This is a genomic window from Gluconacetobacter liquefaciens (assembly GCF_003350405.1).
Taxonomy (GTDB): domain Bacteria; phylum Pseudomonadota; class Alphaproteobacteria; order Acetobacterales; family Acetobacteraceae; genus Gluconacetobacter; species Gluconacetobacter liquefaciens.
Genome location: NZ_QQAW01000004.1, coordinates 121,911 through 142,869 on the forward strand (window position 1 = coordinate 121,911; position 20,959 = coordinate 142,869).

Annotated in this window: 18 protein-coding genes and 2 tRNA genes; all 20 read right to left on the minus strand. The window is 62.3% G+C overall.

Going from position 1 to position 20,959, the window contains the following annotated elements:
• Position 1 precedes the first annotated feature (1 nt).
• Positions 2-1,318, minus strand: coding sequence for a proline--tRNA ligase (gene proS / locus C7453_RS08915; RefSeq protein WP_114727353.1), 1,317 nt, complete (start codon positions 1,316-1,318; stop codon positions 2-4).
• A gap of 418 nt (positions 1,319-1,736) precedes the next feature.
• Positions 1,737-3,383, minus strand: a complete 1,647-nt coding sequence (locus C7453_RS08920) for a ribonuclease J (protein WP_114727202.1) — start codon at positions 3,381-3,383, stop codon at positions 1,737-1,739.
• A 267-nt stretch (positions 3,384-3,650) separates the two neighbouring features.
• Positions 3,651-4,433, minus strand: a complete 783-nt coding sequence (locus C7453_RS08925; protein WP_114727203.1) for a biotin--[acetyl-CoA-carboxylase] ligase — start codon at positions 4,431-4,433, stop codon at positions 3,651-3,653.
• The gene (gene nuoN, locus C7453_RS08930) at positions 4,433-5,857 is read right to left on the minus strand and encodes an NADH-quinone oxidoreductase subunit NuoN (protein WP_114727204.1); all 1,425 of its coding nucleotides are present in this window, start codon (positions 5,855-5,857) and stop codon (positions 4,433-4,435) included. Before nuoN ends, C7453_RS08925 begins: the two co-directional genes overlap by 1 nt.
• A gap of 23 nt (positions 5,858-5,880) precedes the next feature.
• Positions 5,881-7,821, minus strand: a complete 1,941-nt coding sequence (gene nuoL / locus C7453_RS08935; RefSeq protein ID WP_114727205.1) for an NADH-quinone oxidoreductase subunit L — start codon at positions 7,819-7,821, stop codon at positions 5,881-5,883.
• Between the two features lie 7 nt (positions 7,822-7,828).
• Entirely contained in the window at positions 7,829-8,152 is a 324-nt protein-coding gene (nuoK, locus tag C7453_RS08940; RefSeq protein ID WP_012227311.1) for an NADH-quinone oxidoreductase subunit NuoK, read from the minus strand.
• Complete coding sequence (locus tag C7453_RS08945; RefSeq protein WP_114727206.1) at positions 8,149-8,907, minus strand: NADH-quinone oxidoreductase subunit J; 759 nt, start codon at positions 8,905-8,907, stop codon at positions 8,149-8,151. Before C7453_RS08945 ends, nuoK begins: the two co-directional genes overlap by 4 nt.
• A 60-nt stretch (positions 8,908-8,967) precedes the next feature.
• Positions 8,968-9,456 carry an NADH-quinone oxidoreductase subunit NuoI gene (gene nuoI, locus C7453_RS08950; RefSeq protein ID WP_114727207.1) on the minus strand — a complete coding sequence of 163 codons (489 nt, stop codon included), beginning with the start codon at positions 9,454-9,456 and terminating at the stop codon, positions 8,968-8,970.
• Entirely contained in the window at positions 9,456-10,481 is a 1,026-nt protein-coding gene (gene nuoH / locus C7453_RS08955; RefSeq protein ID WP_114727208.1) for an NADH-quinone oxidoreductase subunit NuoH, read from the minus strand. The genes nuoI and nuoH overlap by 1 nt, the downstream gene beginning before the upstream one ends.
• Positions 10,482-10,487: 6 nt before the next feature.
• Complete coding sequence (gene nuoG / locus C7453_RS08960; protein ID WP_114727209.1) at positions 10,488-12,554, minus strand: NADH-quinone oxidoreductase subunit NuoG; 2,067 nt, start codon at positions 12,552-12,554, stop codon at positions 10,488-10,490.
• Positions 12,555-12,559: 5 nt separating this feature from the next.
• Positions 12,560-13,885 (minus strand): NADH-quinone oxidoreductase subunit NuoF, encoded by a 1,326-nt coding sequence (gene nuoF, locus C7453_RS08965; protein ID WP_114727210.1) that lies wholly within the window; start codon positions 13,883-13,885, stop codon positions 12,560-12,562.
• 15 nt (positions 13,886-13,900) lie between these two features.
• Positions 13,901-14,539, minus strand: coding sequence for a complex I 24 kDa subunit family protein (locus C7453_RS08970; RefSeq protein WP_114727211.1), 639 nt, complete (start codon positions 14,537-14,539; stop codon positions 13,901-13,903).
• A 5-nt stretch (positions 14,540-14,544) separates the two neighbouring features.
• A complete protein-coding gene (locus C7453_RS08975) occupies positions 14,545-15,795 on the minus strand; it encodes an NADH-quinone oxidoreductase subunit D (RefSeq protein WP_114727212.1) in 1,251 nt (416 codons plus the stop codon).
• 52 nt (positions 15,796-15,847) lie between these two features.
• Positions 15,848-16,486, minus strand: a complete 639-nt coding sequence (locus C7453_RS08980) for an NADH-quinone oxidoreductase subunit C (protein WP_114727354.1) — start codon at positions 16,484-16,486, stop codon at positions 15,848-15,850.
• 19 nt (positions 16,487-16,505) lie between these two features.
• A complete protein-coding gene (locus tag C7453_RS08985; protein ID WP_114727213.1) occupies positions 16,506-17,081 on the minus strand; it encodes a NuoB/complex I 20 kDa subunit family protein in 576 nt (191 codons plus the stop codon).
• A gap of 35 nt (positions 17,082-17,116) precedes the next feature.
• Complete coding sequence (locus C7453_RS08990; RefSeq protein WP_114727214.1) at positions 17,117-17,482, minus strand: NADH-quinone oxidoreductase subunit A; 366 nt, start codon at positions 17,480-17,482, stop codon at positions 17,117-17,119.
• Between the two features lie 285 nt (positions 17,483-17,767).
• A tRNA-Asp gene (locus tag C7453_RS08995) sits at positions 17,768-17,844 on the minus strand.
• Positions 17,845-17,956: 112 nt separating this feature from the next.
• Positions 17,957-18,031: transfer RNA gene (locus C7453_RS09000), tRNA-Val, on the minus strand.
• Positions 18,032-18,107: 76 nt separating this feature from the next.
• Positions 18,108-18,392, minus strand: a complete 285-nt coding sequence (locus tag C7453_RS09005; protein ID WP_114727215.1) for an HU family DNA-binding protein — start codon at positions 18,390-18,392, stop codon at positions 18,108-18,110.
• Positions 18,393-18,563: 171 nt separating this feature from the next.
• Entirely contained in the window at positions 18,564-20,945 is a 2,382-nt protein-coding gene (gene lon, locus C7453_RS09010) for an endopeptidase La (protein WP_245948958.1), read from the minus strand.
• Between the last annotated feature and the right edge of the window lie 14 nt (positions 20,946-20,959).

Sequence of the window (20,959 nt, forward strand, 5' to 3'; positions counted from 1 at the left end):
ATCAGCCCCCGAGAATAAGTGCCAGAGCCTCGTTCACCGGCAGTTCCAGGCGCGTGCCGTCCGCACGGCGCTTCAGTTCCACCACCCCATCCTTCGCACCGCGCGGGCCGACGATGACCTGCCACGGATGCCCCATCAGATCGGCATCGGCAAACTTCACACCCGCACGCTCGCTCCGGTCGTCATACAGGAACGTCTCCGGCGCGGCGGCATAGATCGTCTCACAGATGGCGTCACATGCCGGGTCGCCCGATTTCAGGTTCAGGATCGCCGCACGGAAGGGGGCCACATTGTCGGGCCAAATGATCCCGTTCTCGTCATGGCTGGCCTCGATGATCGCGGCGACCAGACGCGAGACGCCGATCCCGTACGAACCCATTTCCGGATAGAGCGGTGCGCCATCCGGCCCGCTGACGGTGATCCCCATCGATTCGGTATATTTGCGGCCGAAATGGAAGATATGGCCGACCTCGATGCCCCGTCCCTCGCGCCGGCGCTCATCCGGCACGTCCGCCCAGGCGGCCTCGTCATGCTTCTCATCCGTCGCGGCATAAAACGAGGTCATACGGGTAAAGAAGGCGTCCAGCGCATCCCGATCATCGATATCCACCGGTTCCGACAGCCAGTCCTGCGCCTCGAACGCACTGTCAAAAAACACGCCACTTTCACCAGTCGGCGCCAGGATCAGGAATTCATGGCTCAGTTCGCCGCCGATAGGCCCGGTATCGGCCACCATCGGGATCGCCTTGACGCCCAGCCGCTGGAAAGTGCGCAGATAGGCCAGCATCATCCGTCGATAGGAATCGACCGCCGAGGCGTAATCGACGTCGAAACTATAGGCGTCCTTCATCAGGAATTCGCGCCCACGCATCACGCCGAAGCGCGGCCGCACCTCGTCGCGGAACTTCCACTGGATATGGTACAGTGCCTGCGGCAATTCGCGATAGGATTTGATCACCTGCCCGAAGAGATCGGTAATCATCTCCTCGTTGGTCGGTCCATACAGTAATTCGCGCTCATGCCGGTCCTGGATGCGCAGCATTTCCGGGCCATAGGCATCATAGCGGCCCGACCGCTTCCACAATTCGGCCGACTGGATCGTGGGCATCAGCAGTTCCTGCGCCCCGATCGCATCCTGCTCCTCGCGTACGATGCGCGCGATATTTTGCAGTACGCGCCATCCCGCCGGCAACCAGGCATAAATCCCCGCTGCCGTCTGGCGGATCAGCCCGGCCCGCAACATCAGTCGGTGGGAAATGACCTGCGCCTCGGCAGGATTCTCCTTGAGAGTGGGCAGGAAGCCACGCGACAGACGCATACCGTTATCAACCTCGAAAAACCGGCGGAACACCGGGTGGATCATTATTCAGGATAAAAGGAATACGCCAGAATCCACGCCGCCGCCATGTCCGGTGATGCAGCCCGCACGAACACCCAACTGTGAAGGGTCAACGCCATCCGGACCCGTTCAACAAGCTCGTGAGGCTGATGACAGGCCGAGTCAGGACACATAAAGTGCGGCCACCCAATCCGGAGGAAGCGCCGGGTTTAGGGAAAAAACGTCCAGGGCCGGCAGGAAGGGCGACGCGCCCCTTTCTGCCGCAACCCTCATGAAGGACGCAATCTCCCGGATCTGAAACCTCTCCGGGTTCAGATCCCTGGCAATACCCGATCAACCAACAATGCGACGGCCGTCCGATCTCTGAAATTCGCAGGCGAATTTCAGAGATACAGCATCAGACCCGCAGGAGATGGACGTCGACCAGCGGCCGCTTCTGCAATTTCCGCCCGAGCGCCCTGCGCAACGCCGTCTTCGCCGCCTCGCGGAAGGTGTTGTCGTCCCGGCGCAGTTCGTCGGGGATCTCGTCCAGCGCGTTGCCGAACTCTTCCGTCAGGCGGGCGGTCTCCGTGTCTTCGGGGTCCAGCAACCCGGGTGCGCTCACCTTCGGATCGCCGATCAGATAGCCTTCGTCATCCACCGCGAAGCTGCCCATCACGATACCATTGAACAGCATGCGCCGCCGCGCCGCCAGCACGCCGCCATTCATCGGCAGTAGCCGGCCACCATCCAGCACAAGCCGACCGGTCGGCGCGGTATCCACGACCTCGACCGTACCCGGCGCGAGGTTCAGGATGTCGCCATCCTCCAGCAGGATCGGCAGCACGCCCTTCTCGCGCGCGATGGCGGCATTGGCCGTCAGATGGCGCCACTCGCCATGCACCGGAACCGCAAAGCGCGGCCGCACCAGATCGAACAACCGCCGCACATCGCCGCCCGTTGCATGACCAGACACATGCACCAGATGGTCACGGTCGGTCAGCACCCGTACCCCGCGGCGGGTCAGATTATCCTGGACCTGCATCACCGCCTGCTCGTTCCCAGGGATCATACGGCTGCTGTAGATGACCGTATCCCCCTGCCCCAGCGAGATATTGGGGTGGCTGTCGCTGGCGATGCGCGAGAGAGCCGAACGCGGCTCGCCCTGGCTACCGGTGATGATCATCACCACTTCATCATCCGGTAGCGAATTGGCTTCCTGCTCGGACAGGAAAGCTGGCACATCGGCCAGATAGCCGCATTCCCGCGCCGACACGTCCAGATTGCGCAGTGAACGGCCGACGATCACCACCGACCGTCCGGCCGCCTGCGCCGCCTTGGCAATCGTCTCGATACGGGCAACGTTGCTGGCAAAACAGGTCACGGCGATGCGCCCGCTCAGCGACGCGATCAGGTCGGTCATGCTGCGCCGCACGTCGGATTCCGACGCCGACGGTCCCTGCGTCATCACATTGGTGCTGTCGCAGACCATGGCCAGGACGCCCTCGTCCCCCAGAGCCTCGAACGCCGCCACGTCCGTGGGCGGACCCACCATAGGCTGAGGGTCGAACTTCCAGTCGCCAGTATGCACCACGATGCCATGCGGCGTGCGCAGCACCACTGCCTGGGCCTCGGGCACCGAATGCGTCACCGGGATGAAACGCAGGTCAAACGGCCCGACATTGAACGCGCCACCGGGAGCAATGACGTGGATCTTCACCTGCTGGGTCAGATGCGCCTCGCCCAGCTTGCGGCGCAGCACCGAAGCGGCAAAGGGCGTGGCGTAGATCGGGCAACCCAGACGCGGCCACAGATGGGCCACCGCTCCCAGATGGTCTTCATGCGCGTGGGTAATGACCAGACCCGCCAGATCAGCCTTGCGATCCACGATAAAGACCGGGTCCGGCATCAGGATCTCGGCCTCGGGCGTGTCGTTGCCGGAAAAACCGATGCCGCAATCAATGGCAAGCCAGGTGGTCCCCAGCCGGTAGAGATTCAGATTCATGCCGATCTCGCCCGTTCCGCCCAGAGGCAGAAAGGCCAGACCATCATTGGTGTCGTTCATAACCTATCCTTTTGTACCAACACGAATCATGACGGGAAAACAGCCCCTTCATGGGAATATGCATATCGGGATGGCCCGCGCGGCCCGCGAGGGGCCTGCCGGCATCTCTCCCTTTGCGGACAGTGATTCTGTCCATCAGACTCCAACGCCCCCTTCGGGGCAATCCCACCGTATCCGGCCGCACGGCCCTTCCGATCGGAGCCCGGAACCACCCGTTCCCGCTCGACGATCATCGGCCCCATACGACCCTAAAACCCTGACCGGCCGTCAGGTTCCCGCCCGCCCGGATCCCCCGGTAGCGTCACGGTCCAACAGCAGAATCTCGCCGGTCGAAATCCGTTTCAGCCCGTCGGCACAGTCCAGCAGGAGCATTCCTTGCTCGTCCAGCCCCACGAATGAACCTTCTACCTGCCCGCTTTCGCCGCGCACTACAAGTCTCGTGCCAAGCGGATGGGCCCGTTCCAGCCATGCCGCGCGCAGCGAACCGAACCCATCCGAGCGCCACACCGCCTGCCAGCGATCCAGTTCGACACAGATCGCACGCGCTACGACCGCAGGATCCGGTGCGGTCCCATAATCGGCGACGCAGGCAAGAGTCCGCCCGGCAATCGAAGGCGCGGCCCGCAGATTGGCTCCGAACCCAATGACCAGCCACCGCCCGATGGCGTCGCTCCCGCTCTCAATAAGAATGCCGGCGGTCTTGCGTCCACCCAGCAGCAGATCGTTGGGCCATTTCAGCCGCAACTGTGCGGGATCGCGAATCCAAGGCAGGATCGCCCCATGAAAGGCCAGCCCGGCTACGAACGGCCACAGCCCAACCGCACCTTCCGCCTTGATGGGGCGCAGCAGAACCGAGAAGGCCAGATTGCCGCCTGGATCCTGCCAGTCACGGCCTCGGCTCCCCCGGCCACTGGTCTGGCGCCGGGCCATGATCGCCAGACCAGCCTCAGCCCCGACGCCGGCCTGCGCGATGCAGCAATCGGACGTAGACCCCAGTTCGTCATGAATCTCGAGGCGCCAGGCTGTCGCCCCCGGCACCGGCGGCGCCATCACCTGAACAGAGCCTGAGCCGCTGCCTGGGCCGCCGTCGAAACCGGCCCCAGCACCACCAGGAATCCTACGGTCGCAACCCCCATCCCGACGGAGACGAAGGACAGCGACAGGGGCCGCCGGTCAAGCGGCGCCGTCGCCTCGTCGAAGAACATCACCTTGATGATACGCACATAATAATAGGCACCGATCACACTGCTGACGACACCGACCGCCGCCAGCCCAAACAGATGAGCATTGATCGCGGCATAAAACACCATCAACTTGCCGAAGAAACCGGCCAGCGGCGGCGCCCCCGCCATGCTGAACATGAAGATCGCCATCGCGGTGGCCAGCCCCGGATCAGTGCGGCCCAGCCCGGCCAGATCGGCAATCCCCGTCACCGCCCGCCCCTTGCGACGCATGGCGATAATCACGGCGAACGCACCGACATTCATGAGCAGATAGGTCGTCAGATAAACCAGCGTACCACGCATGCCTTCTTCGGTACCAGCCGACAGACCCATCAGCGCGTAGCCCATATGGCCAATCGAGGAATAGGCCATCAGCCGTTTGATATCGGTCTGCGGAATGGCGGCCAGCGACCCGAACACCATCGAGACGATCGCAATGGCTTCGACCAGGATCTGCCATTGCGGCGCGACGTGACCGAACGGCCCGGCCATCACCCGCAGCAGCAGCGCAAAGGCCGCGATCTTCGGCGCACCGGCCATGAAAGCCGTCACCGGGGTCGGCGCGCCCTGATAGACGTCAGGCGTCCACATATGGAACGGCACCGCCGACAGCTTGAAAGTCAGACCCGCCAGCATGAACACGATGCCGATCATCAGCCCCATCGGCACGGCGGACGTCGCGCTGAGCGCGGTCTGGATGGCGCCATATTCCATGGTACCGGCAAAGCCATAGACCAGAGCCGAACCATAGAGCAGCAGCCCGGAGGCCAGCGACCCAAGCACGAAATATTTCAGCCCAGCCTCCGCCCCCCGCACATCATCCCGTGCAAAAGCGCAGAGGATGTAGATGGCCAATGACGACAGTTCCAGCCCGATGAACAGCGTCATCAGATTACCCGACGAAGCCATCATCATCGTGCCAAGGGTTGAAAACAGCAGCAGGACCGGGAATTCGAATCGTTCCACCTTCAGTTCCCGCGCATAGCCGACCGTCAGCATAGTGGCCAACGCCCCGCCGGCCAGGCTGAGAATCTTCATGAAACGGGCAAAGCTGTCATTGACGAAGATGTGGTTGTAACCGATCCCGTCCGGCGACATCACGACCAGGAATGCGGTCAGGACGAAGGCGCCGATCGTCAGCATGGAACAGGCAAGAAAGGGCTGCCCTTTCTTCTGCACCACCCCGAAGACGAGGATAGCGAGGCCACACAGCGCCAGGACGATTTCCGGCAGAGCAAGTGTCCAGTTCATCGGTTCAAACCCGTTCCCGGAGATCAATGGAAGACCAGCAGGGTGGAGACGAGCACCACCAGACCAATCAGCATCGTGAAGGCATAGATCGCGATCGAACCGGTCTGGGTCCGCACCGCCTGAGCAGCGGTTCCGGCTGTCATCCTGGCCAGACCGTGCGGAATCCCCTCGATCACCCCTTCGTCCGCGCCCTTCCACAACAGGTTGGCCAGCGCGCGGTACGGCCGGACGAACAGATGGTCATACAGTTCGTCGAAATACCATTTGTTCAGCAAGAACAGATAGATCGGCCGCAGGCTGGTCGCGAACGACGCCGGAATGGTCGGGCTGGCCACATAGCAGAGATAAGCGACCAGAATCCCCAGCACGCCGGCAAAGGTCGGCACCAGCGCGATCAGTTCCGGCGTCTGTTCCAGCGTCGCGATGACGGTGTTACCCGGCGCATTCACAATCGCCCCGCTCCAGAACGCAGCCTGCCCTTCGCCGACATAGTACGGCGCCAGCAGCAGCCCGGCCAGCACGGCACCCACGCCCAGCAGAACCAGCGGCAGCGTCATCCAGACCGGGCTCTCATGCGCGCCCTCATGCAGGTGCGCATCGCGCGGCGCACCATGGAAGACCAGAAAGATCAGACGCCAGCTATAGAGCGCGGTAATGAAGGCCGTAATGCAGCCCAGCGTCCAACCATAGAAGCCGAGACCGCTATGGGCCATCCATGTGGCCTCCAGAATCGCGTCCTTCGACCAGTATCCGGCGAAGGGAAAGATACCGGCAAGCGCCAGGCTGCCCAGCCACATTGCGCCATAGGTCAGCGGAATCTTCTTCCACAGGCCCCCCATGCGGAACATGTTCTGCTCGTCATGAACGGCATGGATCACCGAGCCCGCACCCAGGAAGAGTAGCGCCTTGAAGAAAGCATGCGTCGTCAGATGAAACATCGACGCCTGGTACGCCCCAGCCCCGACCGCCATGAACATGTAGCCAAGCTGCGAACAGGTCGAATAGGCGATCGTGCGCTTGATATCCGGCTGCACCAGCCCCACCGTGGCGGCGAAGAAGCAGGTCGTCGCGCCGATGAACAGAATGAAAGCCTTGGTATCAGGCGCGAATTCCACCAGCGGCGACATCCGCGCCATCAGGAACACGCCGGCGGTCACCATGGTCGCGGCATGGATCAGCGCGGAGACCGGCGTCGGGCCTTCCATGGCATCCGGCAGCCAGGTGTGCAGGAAAAGCTGCGCCGACTTGCCCATCGCGCCGATAAACAGCAGCAGGCAGATCGTCTCATAGATCCGGTGCGTGCCGAGCAGCGTGTAGGTGTCGTCACCATGTGCCGGCACCAGCGCAAAGATATTGTCGTAGGTGACCGAGCCGAATTCGACGAACAACAGCGCGATCCCGACCATGAAGAACAAATCGGCGACGCGATTGACCACGAAAGCCTTGATCGCGGCCGCACAGGCGCTGGGCCGATCATACCAGTAGCCAATCAGCAGATAGCTCGCGAGGCCCACCCCTTCCCAGCCGAAGAAGAGCTGGATCAAGTCGTTCGACGTCACCAGCATCAGCATGGCAAAGGTGAAGAGCGAGAGGTAGGAGAAGAACCGATAGGTCGGGGTCGTCTCGTGCCCCATGTAACCGATGCTGTAGATATGCACGAGAGCCGAGACCGCCGTGACCATGGCGACCATCGACAGCGACAGCGTATCCAGTCGCAGCGTCCAGGCGGCATGGAAGCTGCCGGCACGGATCCAGTCCGCCAGTTGCACCACGACCGGCATGCCGCCGATATGCATCGCGGTGAACAGCGCGCCACTGCCGCACAGGGCTGCGATCACCATGATGGACGTAGTCAGCGCCTTGGCCGGCCCGTCGCCCATCATCCGCCCGAACAGTCCCGCCACCATGCAGGCGAACAGGGGCCCAAGGACCGCGATCTCGAAAAGGGTAGATGCCGTTTGCATGGCCCGCTCAGCCCTTCATCATGGTGATGTCTTCGACCTCGATCGAACCGCGATTGCGGAAATAGACCGTCACGATCGCCAATCCGATGGCGGATTCAGCCGCCGCGATGGTCAGGACGAACAGGGTGAAGACCTGCCCGGACAGATCGCCGAGCGCGGAAGAAAATGCGACGAAATTCAAATTCGCCGACAGCAGGATCAGTTCGATCGACATCAGGATGATGATGACGTTCTTGCGGTTCAGGAAAATGCCGAACACACCCAGAACCAGCAGGATGGCACTGACCGTCAGATAAGGCCCGATGCCGATGCTTCCCAGTCCGCCGGTCATTGCGCCAGCCCTCCATGGTTGTCGGCACCGTGTTTCAGGGGGCCCTCGACCGGCTTGCCCTGAGGCACGGGGTCGGCTGTCACCCCGTACGATCCGGGCACCGACGCGATGTAGTAGGATTCTTCCGGCCGGCGGAAACCGCCATTGGCAGCCACACCCTGCCCCAGCGGCACAGTCATCATGGCAAGCGTATCCGTCACCGTACGTTCGTGCTGCCGATCGATGTTCTGCCGCCGCCCCATCGGCCGTTCGCGCAGCGTCAGCACGATCGCGCCGATCATCGCCACCAACAGCACCAGACCGCAGGATTCGAACAGGAAGATGTAATGCGTATACAGCACGTCACCTAACGCCGCGGTATTGGTCCGTCCCGGCGCCGCCACCACATGCGGCACGGAACCGATATCCTGCGCGACTTGCCAGTGGCTGAATGCCAGCGCCAGTTCGGCCAGCAGCACCAGCCCCACCGCCGCCCCGAAGGGCGCGTAACGCTGCAATCCCTCGCGCATCTGCGCGAAACGGACATCGAGCATCATCACGACGAACAGGAACAGCACCGCAACGGCACCGACATAGACGATGACCAGGATCATCGCGAGGAATTCGGCCCCCGCGACCAGAAACAGACCCGCAGCATTGAAGAATGCCAGGATCAGAAACAGCACGGAATGAACGGGATTACGCGCGCTGACCACCGTGCCGGCCGACAGGACCAGTACCGTCGCGAACACGTAGAAGACGATTTGGGTCATCATCGGTGACCTTCCTGCCGCATGGCTCTTTTCTCCCGCTGTCCTACCGTCTCGGCAGCGCGCTCAACGATAGGGCGCATCGAGTTCCAGCCGCCGCGCCAGGACACTTTCCCAGCGGTCGCCGTTGGCGAGCAGCTTGTCCTTGTTGTACATGAGTTCCTCGCGCGTCTCGGTCGCGAACTCGTAATTCGGCCCTTCGACAATCGCATCGACCGGGCAGGCCTCCTCGCACAGGCCGCAATAGATGCATTTCGTCATGTCGATGTCGTAGCGCGTCGTGCGCCGCGACCCGTCATCGCGCGGTTCGGATTCGATCGTGATCGCTTCCGCCGGGCAGGTCGCCTCGCACAGCTTGCAGGCAATGCAGCGTTCCTCGCCGTTCGGATAGCGACGCAGGGCATGCTCCCCACGGAAACGCGGCGAGAGCGGCCCCTTTTCGTATGGATAGTTGATCGTCACCTTGGGTTTGAAGAAGGCCCGCAGCGTCGCTCCCATGCCGGCCACCAGTTCGGCCAGCAGGAAGGAACGGACCGTCCGGTCAAGATACCCCATCAGCTCGCTCCTCCCTGGGGCAACAGCCCGGTGGCCAGCAGAAAGCCCGCCGTCAGCACCATCCACACCAGCGAGAGCGGGAGGAACACTTTCCATCCCAGGCGCATCAACTGGTCGTAGCGGTAACGCGGAAACGTCGCGCGCACCCAGATAAAGACGAACAGGCAGAACAGGATTTTCGCAATCAGCCACAGCGGCCCCGGTATCCAGGTAAAGGGCGCGATCCCGATCGGCGGCAGCCAGCCACCGAGAAACAGAATGCTGACCATCCCCGACATCAGGAACATGTTGGCATATTCGCCCAGGAAGAAGAGGCCGAAGGCCAACGCCGAATATTCGACGAAGAAGCCAGCCACCAGTTCACTCTCGCCCTCGGGCAGATCGAATGGCGCGCGGTTGGTCTCCGCCAGCGCCGAGATGAAGAAGATGATGAACATCGGAAACATCGGCAGACAGAACCAGACATGGCGCTGCGCGAGCACGATGTCGTTCAGGTTCAGGCTGCCCACCGCCAGCAGCACCGACACGATCACAAGGCCGATCGACACCTCATACGACACCATCTGCGCCGCAGCGCGAAGGCCGCCGAGAAAGGCATATTTCGAATTCGACGCCCAGCCCGCGATCAGCACGCCATAGACACCTAGCGACGAGATGGCGAGCAGGTAGAGAACACCGACATTGATATTCGCGATCGCCCAACCATCGTTTGTGGGAATGACCGCCCAAGCCGTCATAGCCAGTGAAAAGGTCAGGAAGGGTGCGAACAGGAACAGAAACCGGTTGGCTCCGGACGGGATCACGGTTTCCTTGGTAATCATCTTGATCGCGTCGGCAAAAGCCTGCAGCAGACCAAAGGGGCCGTTGACGTTCGGCCCCTTGCGAAGCTGCATCGCCGCCATGACCTTGCGTTCGGCCAGCGTCAGATAGGCGACGCCCAGCAGAAGCGGCACCAGAACGGCCAGGGCTTCGAGAACCGTCAGGATCACCTGACCGATCATTGTGTGCAGAAAGAAATGCGCCACGTCGCCTTACTCCGCCGCCACAGTCCGGGGATGGACATAAATCCGCGAACATTCGCCCATCGTCGGGCTCGCCCGGCAGATCGGGTCCGTCTGATAATAATCGTCGAAGACCGGACGGAACGGCACCGGCGACACCGCACCGCCCCCCGCCGGCCCCGGCAGCACGGACACGTCCACCGCATCCAGCCCGCCGATCACCCGGAAGACCGGATTGACCGTCGCCAGCCGCTCGCGCAGCACCTCCATGGTGTCATAGGGTAGCGTATGACCCACGACCTCGGAGAACGCCCTCAGGATGCGCCAGTCCTCGCGCGCGTCGCCGGGCGGCATGATCGCCCGAAACGACCGCTGAACCCGCCCCTCGGTATTCACATAAGTGCCCGATTTCTCCGCATAGGTCGCGCCAGGCAGGATCACATCCGCCCGCGCCGCCGCCGCGTCGCCATGATGCCCCTGATAGATAACAAACGTCTGCGGCCCGATCTGCGCGGTATGGAACTCGTCCGCCCCCAGCAGCCACAGCACGTCGACGCCGCCACTCATCATCCCGGCAGCGCTGCGCCCCCCCTTGCCCGGCACCAGCCCCAGATCCAGCCCGGCGACCCGACTGGCCGCGCGATGCAGGACATTGAATCCGTTCCACCCCGCCGCGACTGCCCCCGTCTCGACGGCCAGCGCCCAGGTCGACGCCAGGATCGCCCGCGCATCGGGCCGCATCAGCGCACCGTGCCCAACGATGATCATCGGCTTCTTCGCCGCCTTCAGCGTCTCGGCGAACGGATGCGTGCCATCGCGCAGAGCGGCCAGCACGTCCGGCCCCTCGCCCAGCAGGTCCGCCTTGTAGGTCGGGTCAGCCGTCGGCGCACCGATCAGCCCGATCGGGAACCCGCCCCGGCCCGCCGACAGGAAACGCTTGCGAATACGCGCATTCAGCACCGGCGCTTCCTGGCGCGGGATCGCGCCGACGATCAGCAGCGCGTCGGCATCTTCGATCCCGGCAATGCTGGTACCGAAGGTGTAATAGGCCCGATGCGACAGATCATACTCCGCACCATCCTGGCGGCAGTCGATATTGGGCGAACCCAGCGCTGTCATCAGGTCCTTCAGCGCCAACAGGCTCTCGGCATCGCACAGATCGCCAGCAATGGCCCCGATCCGATCACCCGGCACACCATCCAGCCGACGACCGATAGCCACGAACGCATCCTGCCACGAAACCGCCTGCAACTTGCCATGGACCCGCACCCAGGGTCGGTCCAGACGACGATGCTTCAGCCCATCGACCGAGAAGCGTCCCTTGTCGGCCAGCCATTCCTCGTTCACCGCGTCATTGACACGCGGCACGGCCCGCAGCACGGCGCTGCCACGCACATGCAGGCTGATATTGGCGCCCACCGCATCGCTGACGTCGATCGAGTCCGTCCGCTTCAACTCCCAGGGCCGGGCGGTGAAGGCATACGGCTTCGAGGTCAGAGCCCCCACGGGGCAGATGTCGATCAGATTACCCGAAAGCTCAGAAGTCAGCGCCTTCTCGACATAGTTGGTGACTTCCATGTTCTCGCCGCGCGAGACTGCGCCCAATTCAGGCACGCCCGCGATCTCTGTCGCGAACCGGATACAGCGCGTGCACTGAATGCAGCGCGTCATCACCGTCTTGACCAGCGGGCCGAGATATTTGTCCTTCACGGCGCGCTTGGCTTCCTGATAGCGCGAGTGATCGGCACCATAGCCGAACGCCTGGTCCTGCAGGTCGCATTCGCCACCCTGGTCGCAGATCGGGCAGTCCAGCGGATGGTTGATCAGCAGGAATTCCATCACCGCCCGCCGCGCCTTGCGCACGATCTCGGTGTCGGTCAGGATTTCCATCCCCTCAGCAACCGGAAAACCGCAGGACGCGACTGGCTTTGGCGCCCGCACGACCTGCACCAGGCACATGCGGCAATTGCCCGCGACCGACAGACGCTCATGGAAACAGAAGCGCGGAATTTCCTTGCCGGCCGCCTCGCACGCCTGCAACGCGCTGGACCCGTTGGGAACATCGACGACGATTCCGTCGACGGTTACTTTCACCATCGCCCTTACTCCGCCGCCACAGGAATACCGAGCGGCACCTGCGTAATCCGTCCACCGCCATGAGCCGCCTTGTAGGCGGTAATCCGCTCTTCCATCACCGGACGGAAATGCCGGATCAGGCCCTGGATCGGCCACGCGGCCGCATCGCCCAGGGCACAGATCGTGTGGCCCTCGACCTGGCGCGTCACCTGTTCGAGCATGTCGATTTCCTCGATTTCCGCCCGCCCCTCGACCATCCGGTTCATGACCCGCATCATCCAGCCGGTACCTTCGCGGCACGGCGTGCACTGGCCGCAGCTCTCATGCTTGAAAAATTGCGAGAACCGGGCAATCGCCTTGATGATGTCGGTCGATTTGTCCATCACGATCATGCAGGCGGTGCCCAGGCCCGAACGCTCGGCGCGCAGGCTGTCGTAATCCATCAGCACCGTTTCACAGATCGACGCCGGCAGCACCGGCACCGAACATCCGCCGGGGATCACCGCCAGCAGATTGGCCCAGCCGCCGCGCACGCCGCCGCCGTGCTTCTCGATGATCTCCTTCAGCGGCACGCCCAGCTCTTCCTCGAACACGCAGGGCGTATTCACATGGCCCGAAATGGCCATCAGCTTGGTGCCCGCATTGTTCGGCCGCCCCAGCGCCGAGAACCACGCGCCCCCGCGCCGCAGGATGGTAGACGACACCGCAATGCTCTCGACATTGTTGACAGTCGTCGGACAGCCATACAGCCCCATCGCCGCCGGAAAGGGCGGCTTCATGCGCGGCTGCCCCTTCTTCCCCTCCAGGCTTTCCAGCAGTGCGGTTTCCTCGCCGCAGATATAGGCTCCGGCACCGCGATGGATGTAAAAATCGAAGTCCCACCCCGATCCGGCGGCATTCTTGCCGATCAACCCGGCCGCATAGGCTTCGTCTATCGCGATCTGGAGATGGCGCGCCTCATTGAAAAACTCGCCGCGGATATAGATATAGGCTGCATGGGCTCCCATCGCGAAGGAAGCGATCAGAGCGCTTTCAATCAGCTTATGCGGCTCGTGCCGCAGGATCTCACGATCCTTGCATGTCCCCGGCTCGGACTCGTCGCCATTGATGACCAGGTAATGCGGCCGCCCATCCGAACTCTTGGGCATGAACGACCATTTGACACCGGTCGGAAACCCCGCCCCGCCGCGACCGCGCAGGCCAGAGCCCTTCATCTCGTTGATGATGGCATCCCGGCCACGCGCCAGGATCTCGGCAGTGCCGTCCCAATCGCCGCGCTGGCGCGCGCCTGCCAGCCGCCAGTCGTTCTGACCATACAGGTTGGTGAAGATCCGGTCTTTATCCTGAAGCATTGCCGTCTCTCCCGCTCAGCCCTGTTCCGCCGGACTATCCGCCAGCGTCCTGCGTCCACCGGCTGGCGCCGAGTTCACCCGGTCGATCGTCGGTCCCGGCGTCGGCCGCTCGCCACGACGCAACGCCTCGATCAGTTCGATCGTGCGCGGTCCGTCCAGATCCTCGTAGAAATCGTCATCAACCTGCAGGATAGGCGCATTGGCACAAGCCCCCAGGCACTCCACCTCGGTCAAGGTAAACAGCCCGTCGGCGCTCGACTGACCGAAACCGTCAATCCCGGTCGCCTTCTTGCAAGCCGCGACCACATCGTCCGACCCACGCAACCAGCAGGAGGTCGTTGTGCAGACCTGAAGATGATACCGCCCGATCGGCTTGGTATTGAACATCAGGTAGAAGGTCGCCACCTCGTAGACACGGATCGGCGCGACTTCCAGCCGGTGGGCGACCTCGTCCATCGCCACGCGCGGCACCCAGGCGCTACCCGTCTGCCGCCCCATCTGCTTCTGCACGACATACAGAAGCGGGAGCGTGCCGCTGGCCTTACGTTCGGGCGGATATTTGGCCAGGATCGCCGCGATCTGCTCTTCGCTTTCAGCATCAAAGGCGAAGCTGTCGGGCTGTTCGATCTGATCGATGGGGGAATGAGCAGACATCTCTGTCACCTGTCTATCTCGCCGAACACCAGGTCGAGCGACCCGATGATCGCGACCGCGTCGGCCAGCATGTGGCGGCGCGACATCTCGTCGATCGCCTGAAGATGGGCGAAGCCGGTCGGCCGAATCTTGCATCGGTAGGGGCGATTACTGCCGTCCGCGACCAGATAGACCCCGAATTCGCCTTTTGGGCTTTCCACCGCCGTATAGGTCGCGCCGGGCGGCACGTGATACCCTTCGGTGAACAGCTTGAAATGATGGATCAACGCTTCCATCGACCGCTTCATCTCCCGCCGCGGCGGCGGGGTGATCTTGTGGTCCTGGATCTTGACCGGCCCCGGCTTGATCTGCGCCAGGCACTGCTCGACGATCTTCACGCTCTCGCGCATCTCCGCCACACGCACCAGATAGCGATCGTAGCAATCGCCCTGGCGCGTGACGGGGATATTGAACGTCACCTTGTCATAATTGTCATATGGTTGCGCGCGACGCAGATCCCACGGCACGCCCGAAGCCCGCAGACAGGGACCGCTGAAGCCCCAGGCCAACGCCTGCTCGGTCGTGAACACGCCGATCCCGACCGTCCGCTGCTTCCAGATGCGGTTATTGGTCAGCAACGTTTCCAGATCGTCGATCCAGCGCGGGAATTGCCGCGCCCATTCCGCAATCCGCTCTTCCAGACCCGCCGGCAGGTCTCGGGCCACACCACCCGGACGGAAATAATTTGCATGAAAGCGCGCGCCAGACGCGGCCTCGTAGAACTCGATCAGCTTCTCGCGCTCTTCATACCCCCACAGCGCCGGCGTCAGCGCACCGCAATCCAGCCCGAACGAGGTCAGATTCAGGATATGGTTCAGGATGCGCGTCATTTCTGCGAACATCACGCGAATCCATTTCGCGCGGTCAGGAATCTCGATCCCCAGCAGCTTTTCCGTCGCCAGCGCGAATGCCTGCTCTTCGCACATCGGCGAAACGTAATCGAGCCGATCGAAATACGGCAGCGCCTTGGGATAGGTCTTGTATTCGATCAGCTTCTCGGTGCCACGATGCAGCAATCCGATATGCGGAATGGCACGGGCGACGACTTCACCTTCCATCTCCAGCACCAGACGCAGCACGCCATGGGCCGACGGATGCTGCGGACCGAAATTCAAGGCGTGGGAATCGATCTCCACCGTCCGGATCTGTGCCTCGGCAGCCGCGTCCGCGGACATCAGATCTTCCGGAATATCCTCGTGAAGGACAATCTCGCTCATCGTCCGCTCTCCCTCACCTTGCGCACCCTCGCCATATGCCTGAACGGTCCCGTCATCGCGGCAACTTCAGTCCCTGGCGGGATTCATGGGCCTTCTCATCACCCGGCAGGGTCAGGATACCCTCCCACGGCGATTCAAAATCGAAATTGCGGAAATCCTGCGTCAGCTTCACCGATTCGTAGACCACCTGACGGCGATCCTCGTCGTACCGCATCTCGACATAGCCGGTCAGCGGGAAGTCCTTGCGCAGCGGATGCCCCTCGAACCCGTAATCGGTCAGAATGCGCCGCAGATCCGGCTGCCCCGAAAACAGGACCCCATACATGTCGTAGCACTCGCGCTCCCACCACGTAGCGCACGGCCACAGATGATGGACCGACGCCACCGGATTGGCCTCATCCGTCGTCACAATGACACGAATCCGGTGGTTATGCGTCACCGACAACAGATTATAGACGACCTCGAATCGTTCCGCCCGAGCGGGATAGTCGACACCACACAGATCCATCAGTTGCTCGCAGGCATAGCGCGGATCATCGCGCAGCAGACCCATCAGCGCGAGCAAGCGGTCCCGGCCGGTCCTTACAACCAGTTCGCCCTCCTCAATCGCGGCTGAATGGATACCGGGTACGCCCGTCGACAGCGCGAAAGCCAGCGACCCCAGCGCACCACGCGCCAGAGACACCTTCATCGTCAGTTCGGTGCCCGGTTCAGCCACGGAGAATCGTCCCTGTCCTGCGGATTTTCTTCTGGAGCTGCAGGATGCCGTAGATCAGCGCCTCCGCCGTCGGCGGGCAGCCGGGAACATACACGTCCACCGGCACGATCCGGTCGCATCCGCGCACCACGGAATAGGAATAGTGATAATAGCCCCCGCCATTGGCGCAGGATCCCATCGAGATCACCCAACGCGGCTCGGCCATCTGGTCGTAGACGCGGCGCAGGGCGGGCGCCATCTTGTTGGTCAGGGTCCCGGCCACGATCATCACGTCCGACTGGCGCGGCGATCCGCGCGGAATGATGCCCATCCGGTCCAGGTCATAGCGCGGCATGTAGGCGTGGATCATTTCCACCGCACAGCACGCCAGCCCGAAAGACATCGGCCACAGGCTGCCAGTACGGCCCCAATTGACCAGTTTGTCGAGGTTGGCGACGACGAACCCCTTCTCGGTGATCTCGCCGGTAATACCCTTGATGACGGCATCCTGCTCCGGCCCCGGCGGCAGCATGTCCCGATTCCAGGCTATCGCGCCCTGCCCATCACTTGTCGCATCAGCGGTACTCATGCCTCGTCTCCTCCCGTCGCTCGATCCTAGGCCGCTCAATCCCAGTCCAGGGCACCCTTGCACCACTCATAGATGAACCCCACCGTCAGAATGCCCAGGAACCCCATCATCGACAGAAAGCCGAACAGGCCGATCCGCGACAGACTGACCGCCCAAGGGAAAAGAAAGGCGACTTCAAGGTCAAAAATGATGAACAGGATCGCCACCAGATAGAACCGGACATCGAAACGATGCCGCGCATCGTCGAATGCCTCGAACCCGCACTCGTAAGCCGAGACCTTTTCGGCATAGGGTTTCTGATGACCGAAGAGCAGGGAGCTTCCCAGCATCGCGCCGGCAATCACGACCGCCAGGACACCAAAAATCAGAACTGGAAAATAATCCGCAAGAACGGACGTCATGGCGCGTCTCCCTGACTGATGGCCCGCTTGCTGCAGGCGTCATGACGAACAGGGCGTCGTCATGGTCAGGAGGTTAGACCCATCGCCCGGACGCGACCAGACCACGACCCGCCACCAGGGGATGAACATTCCCGTGATGATGAATACGCTACGCGGATATGCGCGTTAGGGACGACTTATCCGTCCTCGCACCAAAATATTGGGGAACGGAACAGATCCGATTATTGGGGAGATGCCCTTTAACAGGCTCAACACAGTCGATCATTATTAAACATGAAACGACTATGGCGCGAGTGACGGGGCTCGAACCCGCGACCTCCGGCGTGACAGGCCGGCGCTCTAACCAACTGAGCTACACCCGCGAAGGCGTGAGGCGGTGTTTAACCATGCCGCCGGGAAGCGTCAACCGGAGATGATCATTTTGTCCGGCATCCCGACGAGACAGGACAGGCAAGCCGGCACCGAGCCGGCAGGTGGTGGGCGATGACGGGATCGAACCGCCGACCCTCTCGGTGTAAACGAGACGCTCTACCGCTGAGCTAATCGCCCATCAGACAAAGGCTGACCCCTCAGGGCCAGCCAGGGCAGGCGGACGAGCCACCTGCCCGGTCGTATCAGCGCGTGATCAGTTCACGGCTTCCTTCAGGTTCTTGCCCGGCTTGAAACGAACCGAGGTCGAAGCCGCGATGTCCATTTCCATACCCGTGCGGGGATTACGCCCCTTGGCCGCCTTGCGGGTGGCAGTCACGAAGGTCCCGAAGCCCACCAGGCGGACTTCCTGCTTCTTCGCAAGGGCCTTCTCGATCGCGTTCAACACGGCGTCGACCACTTCGCCGGCCTTCGCCTTCGGCAGATCCGCATCATCGGCCACAGCGGCGACGAGTTCCTGCTTGTTAAGTGGCTTCTCCATTTTACGCCTTTCTTTCTCTGTGCATGCGTCGGAACCGAGTTCTCGCCAACGCCGCATTGGCCCGCACTATGCAGCCGTTTTTTGCCGCGTCAACCGAGCACACCGCCCGGATAAGCCGAAAATTCGGCCAAACCGGGGCGTTGGTGCCATTTTGACACAATCAGCAGGGTCTCAATGCGGCAGGGACGCAGCAGCCATTCCCGCGGCAGGGGCCGGTTTGGCAACGGCGTCTTCCGATTCCTGGCTCCATTCGATCGGCTCGGGCCGCCGAACCAGTGCCTGACCGATCACGTCATCGACATGGGAGACAGGGATGACGCGCAACCCCTTCTTCACCGTCTCGGGAATATCGACCAGATCCTTTTCGTTATCCTTGGGGATGAAAACGGTCTTAATTCCCGCTCGATGGGCGGCCAGCAGCTTCTCCTTCAGCCCACCGATCGCCAGGACACGTCCACGCAGCGTGATCTCGCCCGTCATCGCCACGTCACGCCGCACGGGAATGCCCGTCAGCACGCTGACCAGCGACGTCGCCATCGCGATACCGGCCGACGGCCCATCCTTCGGAGTCGCCCCCTCGGGCACATGAACGTGCAGGTCGCGCTTCTCGAACAGGGTCGGCTTGATACCGAAGGTCACCGCGCGGCTACGGACATAAGACAGTGCCGCCGCGACACTTTCCTGCATCACGTCGCCCAGCTTGCCGGTGTGCTTGATCACACCCTTGCCCGGCACCATCACGCTCTCGATGGTCAGGATCTCGCCGCCGACCTCGGTCCAGGCCAGACCGGTCACCACGCCAACCATGTCCTCGGCCTCGGTCTCGCCATAGCGGAACCGCTTCACGCCCGCATATTTTTCAAGGTTCTTGCGCGTGATCGCCACCTTCTTGGTCTTGCCGGTCACGATTTCGCGCACCGCCTTGCGGGCCAGCGTCGCAATCTCACGCTCCAGGTTCCGCACACCAGCCTCACGGGTGTAGCTGCGCACCAGTTCGCGCAACGCATCATCGCTGACCGACCATTCGTCCGGCTTCAGGCTGTGGGCTTCACCCTGCTTGCTCAGCAGATGGCGCTTGGCGATTTCGACCTTCTCGTCCTCGGTGTAACCGGACAGGCGAATGATCTCCATGCGATCCAGCAGCGGCTGGGGCATGTTCAGGCTATTCGCTGTGGTGACGAACATCACATCCGACAGGTCGTAATCGACCTCCAGGTAATGATCGGCGAACGTGCTGTTCTGCTCCGGATCCAGCACTTCCAGCAGAGCCGAAGACGGATCGCCACGCCAATCGGCACCCAGCTTATCAATTTCGTCCAGCAGGAACAGGGGGTTGGAAGATTTCGCCTTCTTCATCCCCTGGATGATCTTGCCAGGCATCGAACCGATATAGGTCCGCCGGTGACCACGAATCTCAGCTTCGTCGCGCACACCGCCCAAGGACATGCGCACGTAATGGCGCCCCGTCGCCTTGGCGATCGACCGCGCCAGCGAGGTCTTGCCCACGCCAGGCGGCCCAACCAGACAGAGAATCGGTCCCTTGACCTTCTGCGACCGGCTCTGGACCGCCAGATATTCCAGAATCCGCTCCTTGACCTTCTCAAGACCATAATGATCGGTATCAAGCACCTTTTCGGCTTCGGTCAGATCAGCGCGCACCTTCGACCGCTTTTTCCACGGCAGGCTCAGGATCCAGTCCAGATAATTGCGCACGACCGTCGATTCGGCCGACATCGGGCTCATCGCCCGCAATTTCTTCAACTCGCCCAGGGCCTTGTCGCGTGCCTCCTTGGGCAGGCGGGCCTTGGCGATCTTCTCCTCAAGCTCGGCCGTCTCGTCGCGGCCTTCCTCACCCTCACCCAGTTCCTTCTGGATCGCCTTCAACTGCTCGTTCAGGTAGTACTCGCGCTGCGTCTTCTCCATCTGCCGCTTGACACGGTTACGGATGCGCTTTTCCACCTGCAGGACACCGATCTCGGCCTCCATGTGTGCGAACACCCGCTCCAGCCGGGCATTGACGCCAGGGATCTCCAGGATTTCCTGCTTCTCGGCGATCTTCAGATTCAGATGGCTGGCAATGGTGTCGGCCAGCTTCGACAGATCTTCGATCTGGTTCAGCGAAACCAGCACTTCGGGCGCGATCTTCTTGTTCAGCTTGATATATTGCTCGAACTGCGAGACCACGGTGCGCCCCAGCGCCTCGCCCTCGTTATCGGATGCCGGCTCCTCGGCAACGGCCGTAATCTCAGCCTCGAAATGTCCATCAATGTCATGTAGCGCGGTGATCCGCGCCCGACGCACGCCCTCGACCAACACCTTCACCGTGCCGTCGGGCAGCTTCAGCAGTTGCAGGATCGTCGACACAGTGCCGTAACGATAGATATCGTCAGCCGACGGATCGTCCTGCGAGGCGTTCTTCTGCGCGACCAGCAGGATCTGCTTGTCATGCTTGGTGACCGCTTCCAGCGCCCGGACCGATTTCTCGCGCCCGACGAACAATGGAACAATCATGTGCGGGAAGACGACGATATCGCGCAGCGGCAGCACCGCCATCGTCTCGGAATCGG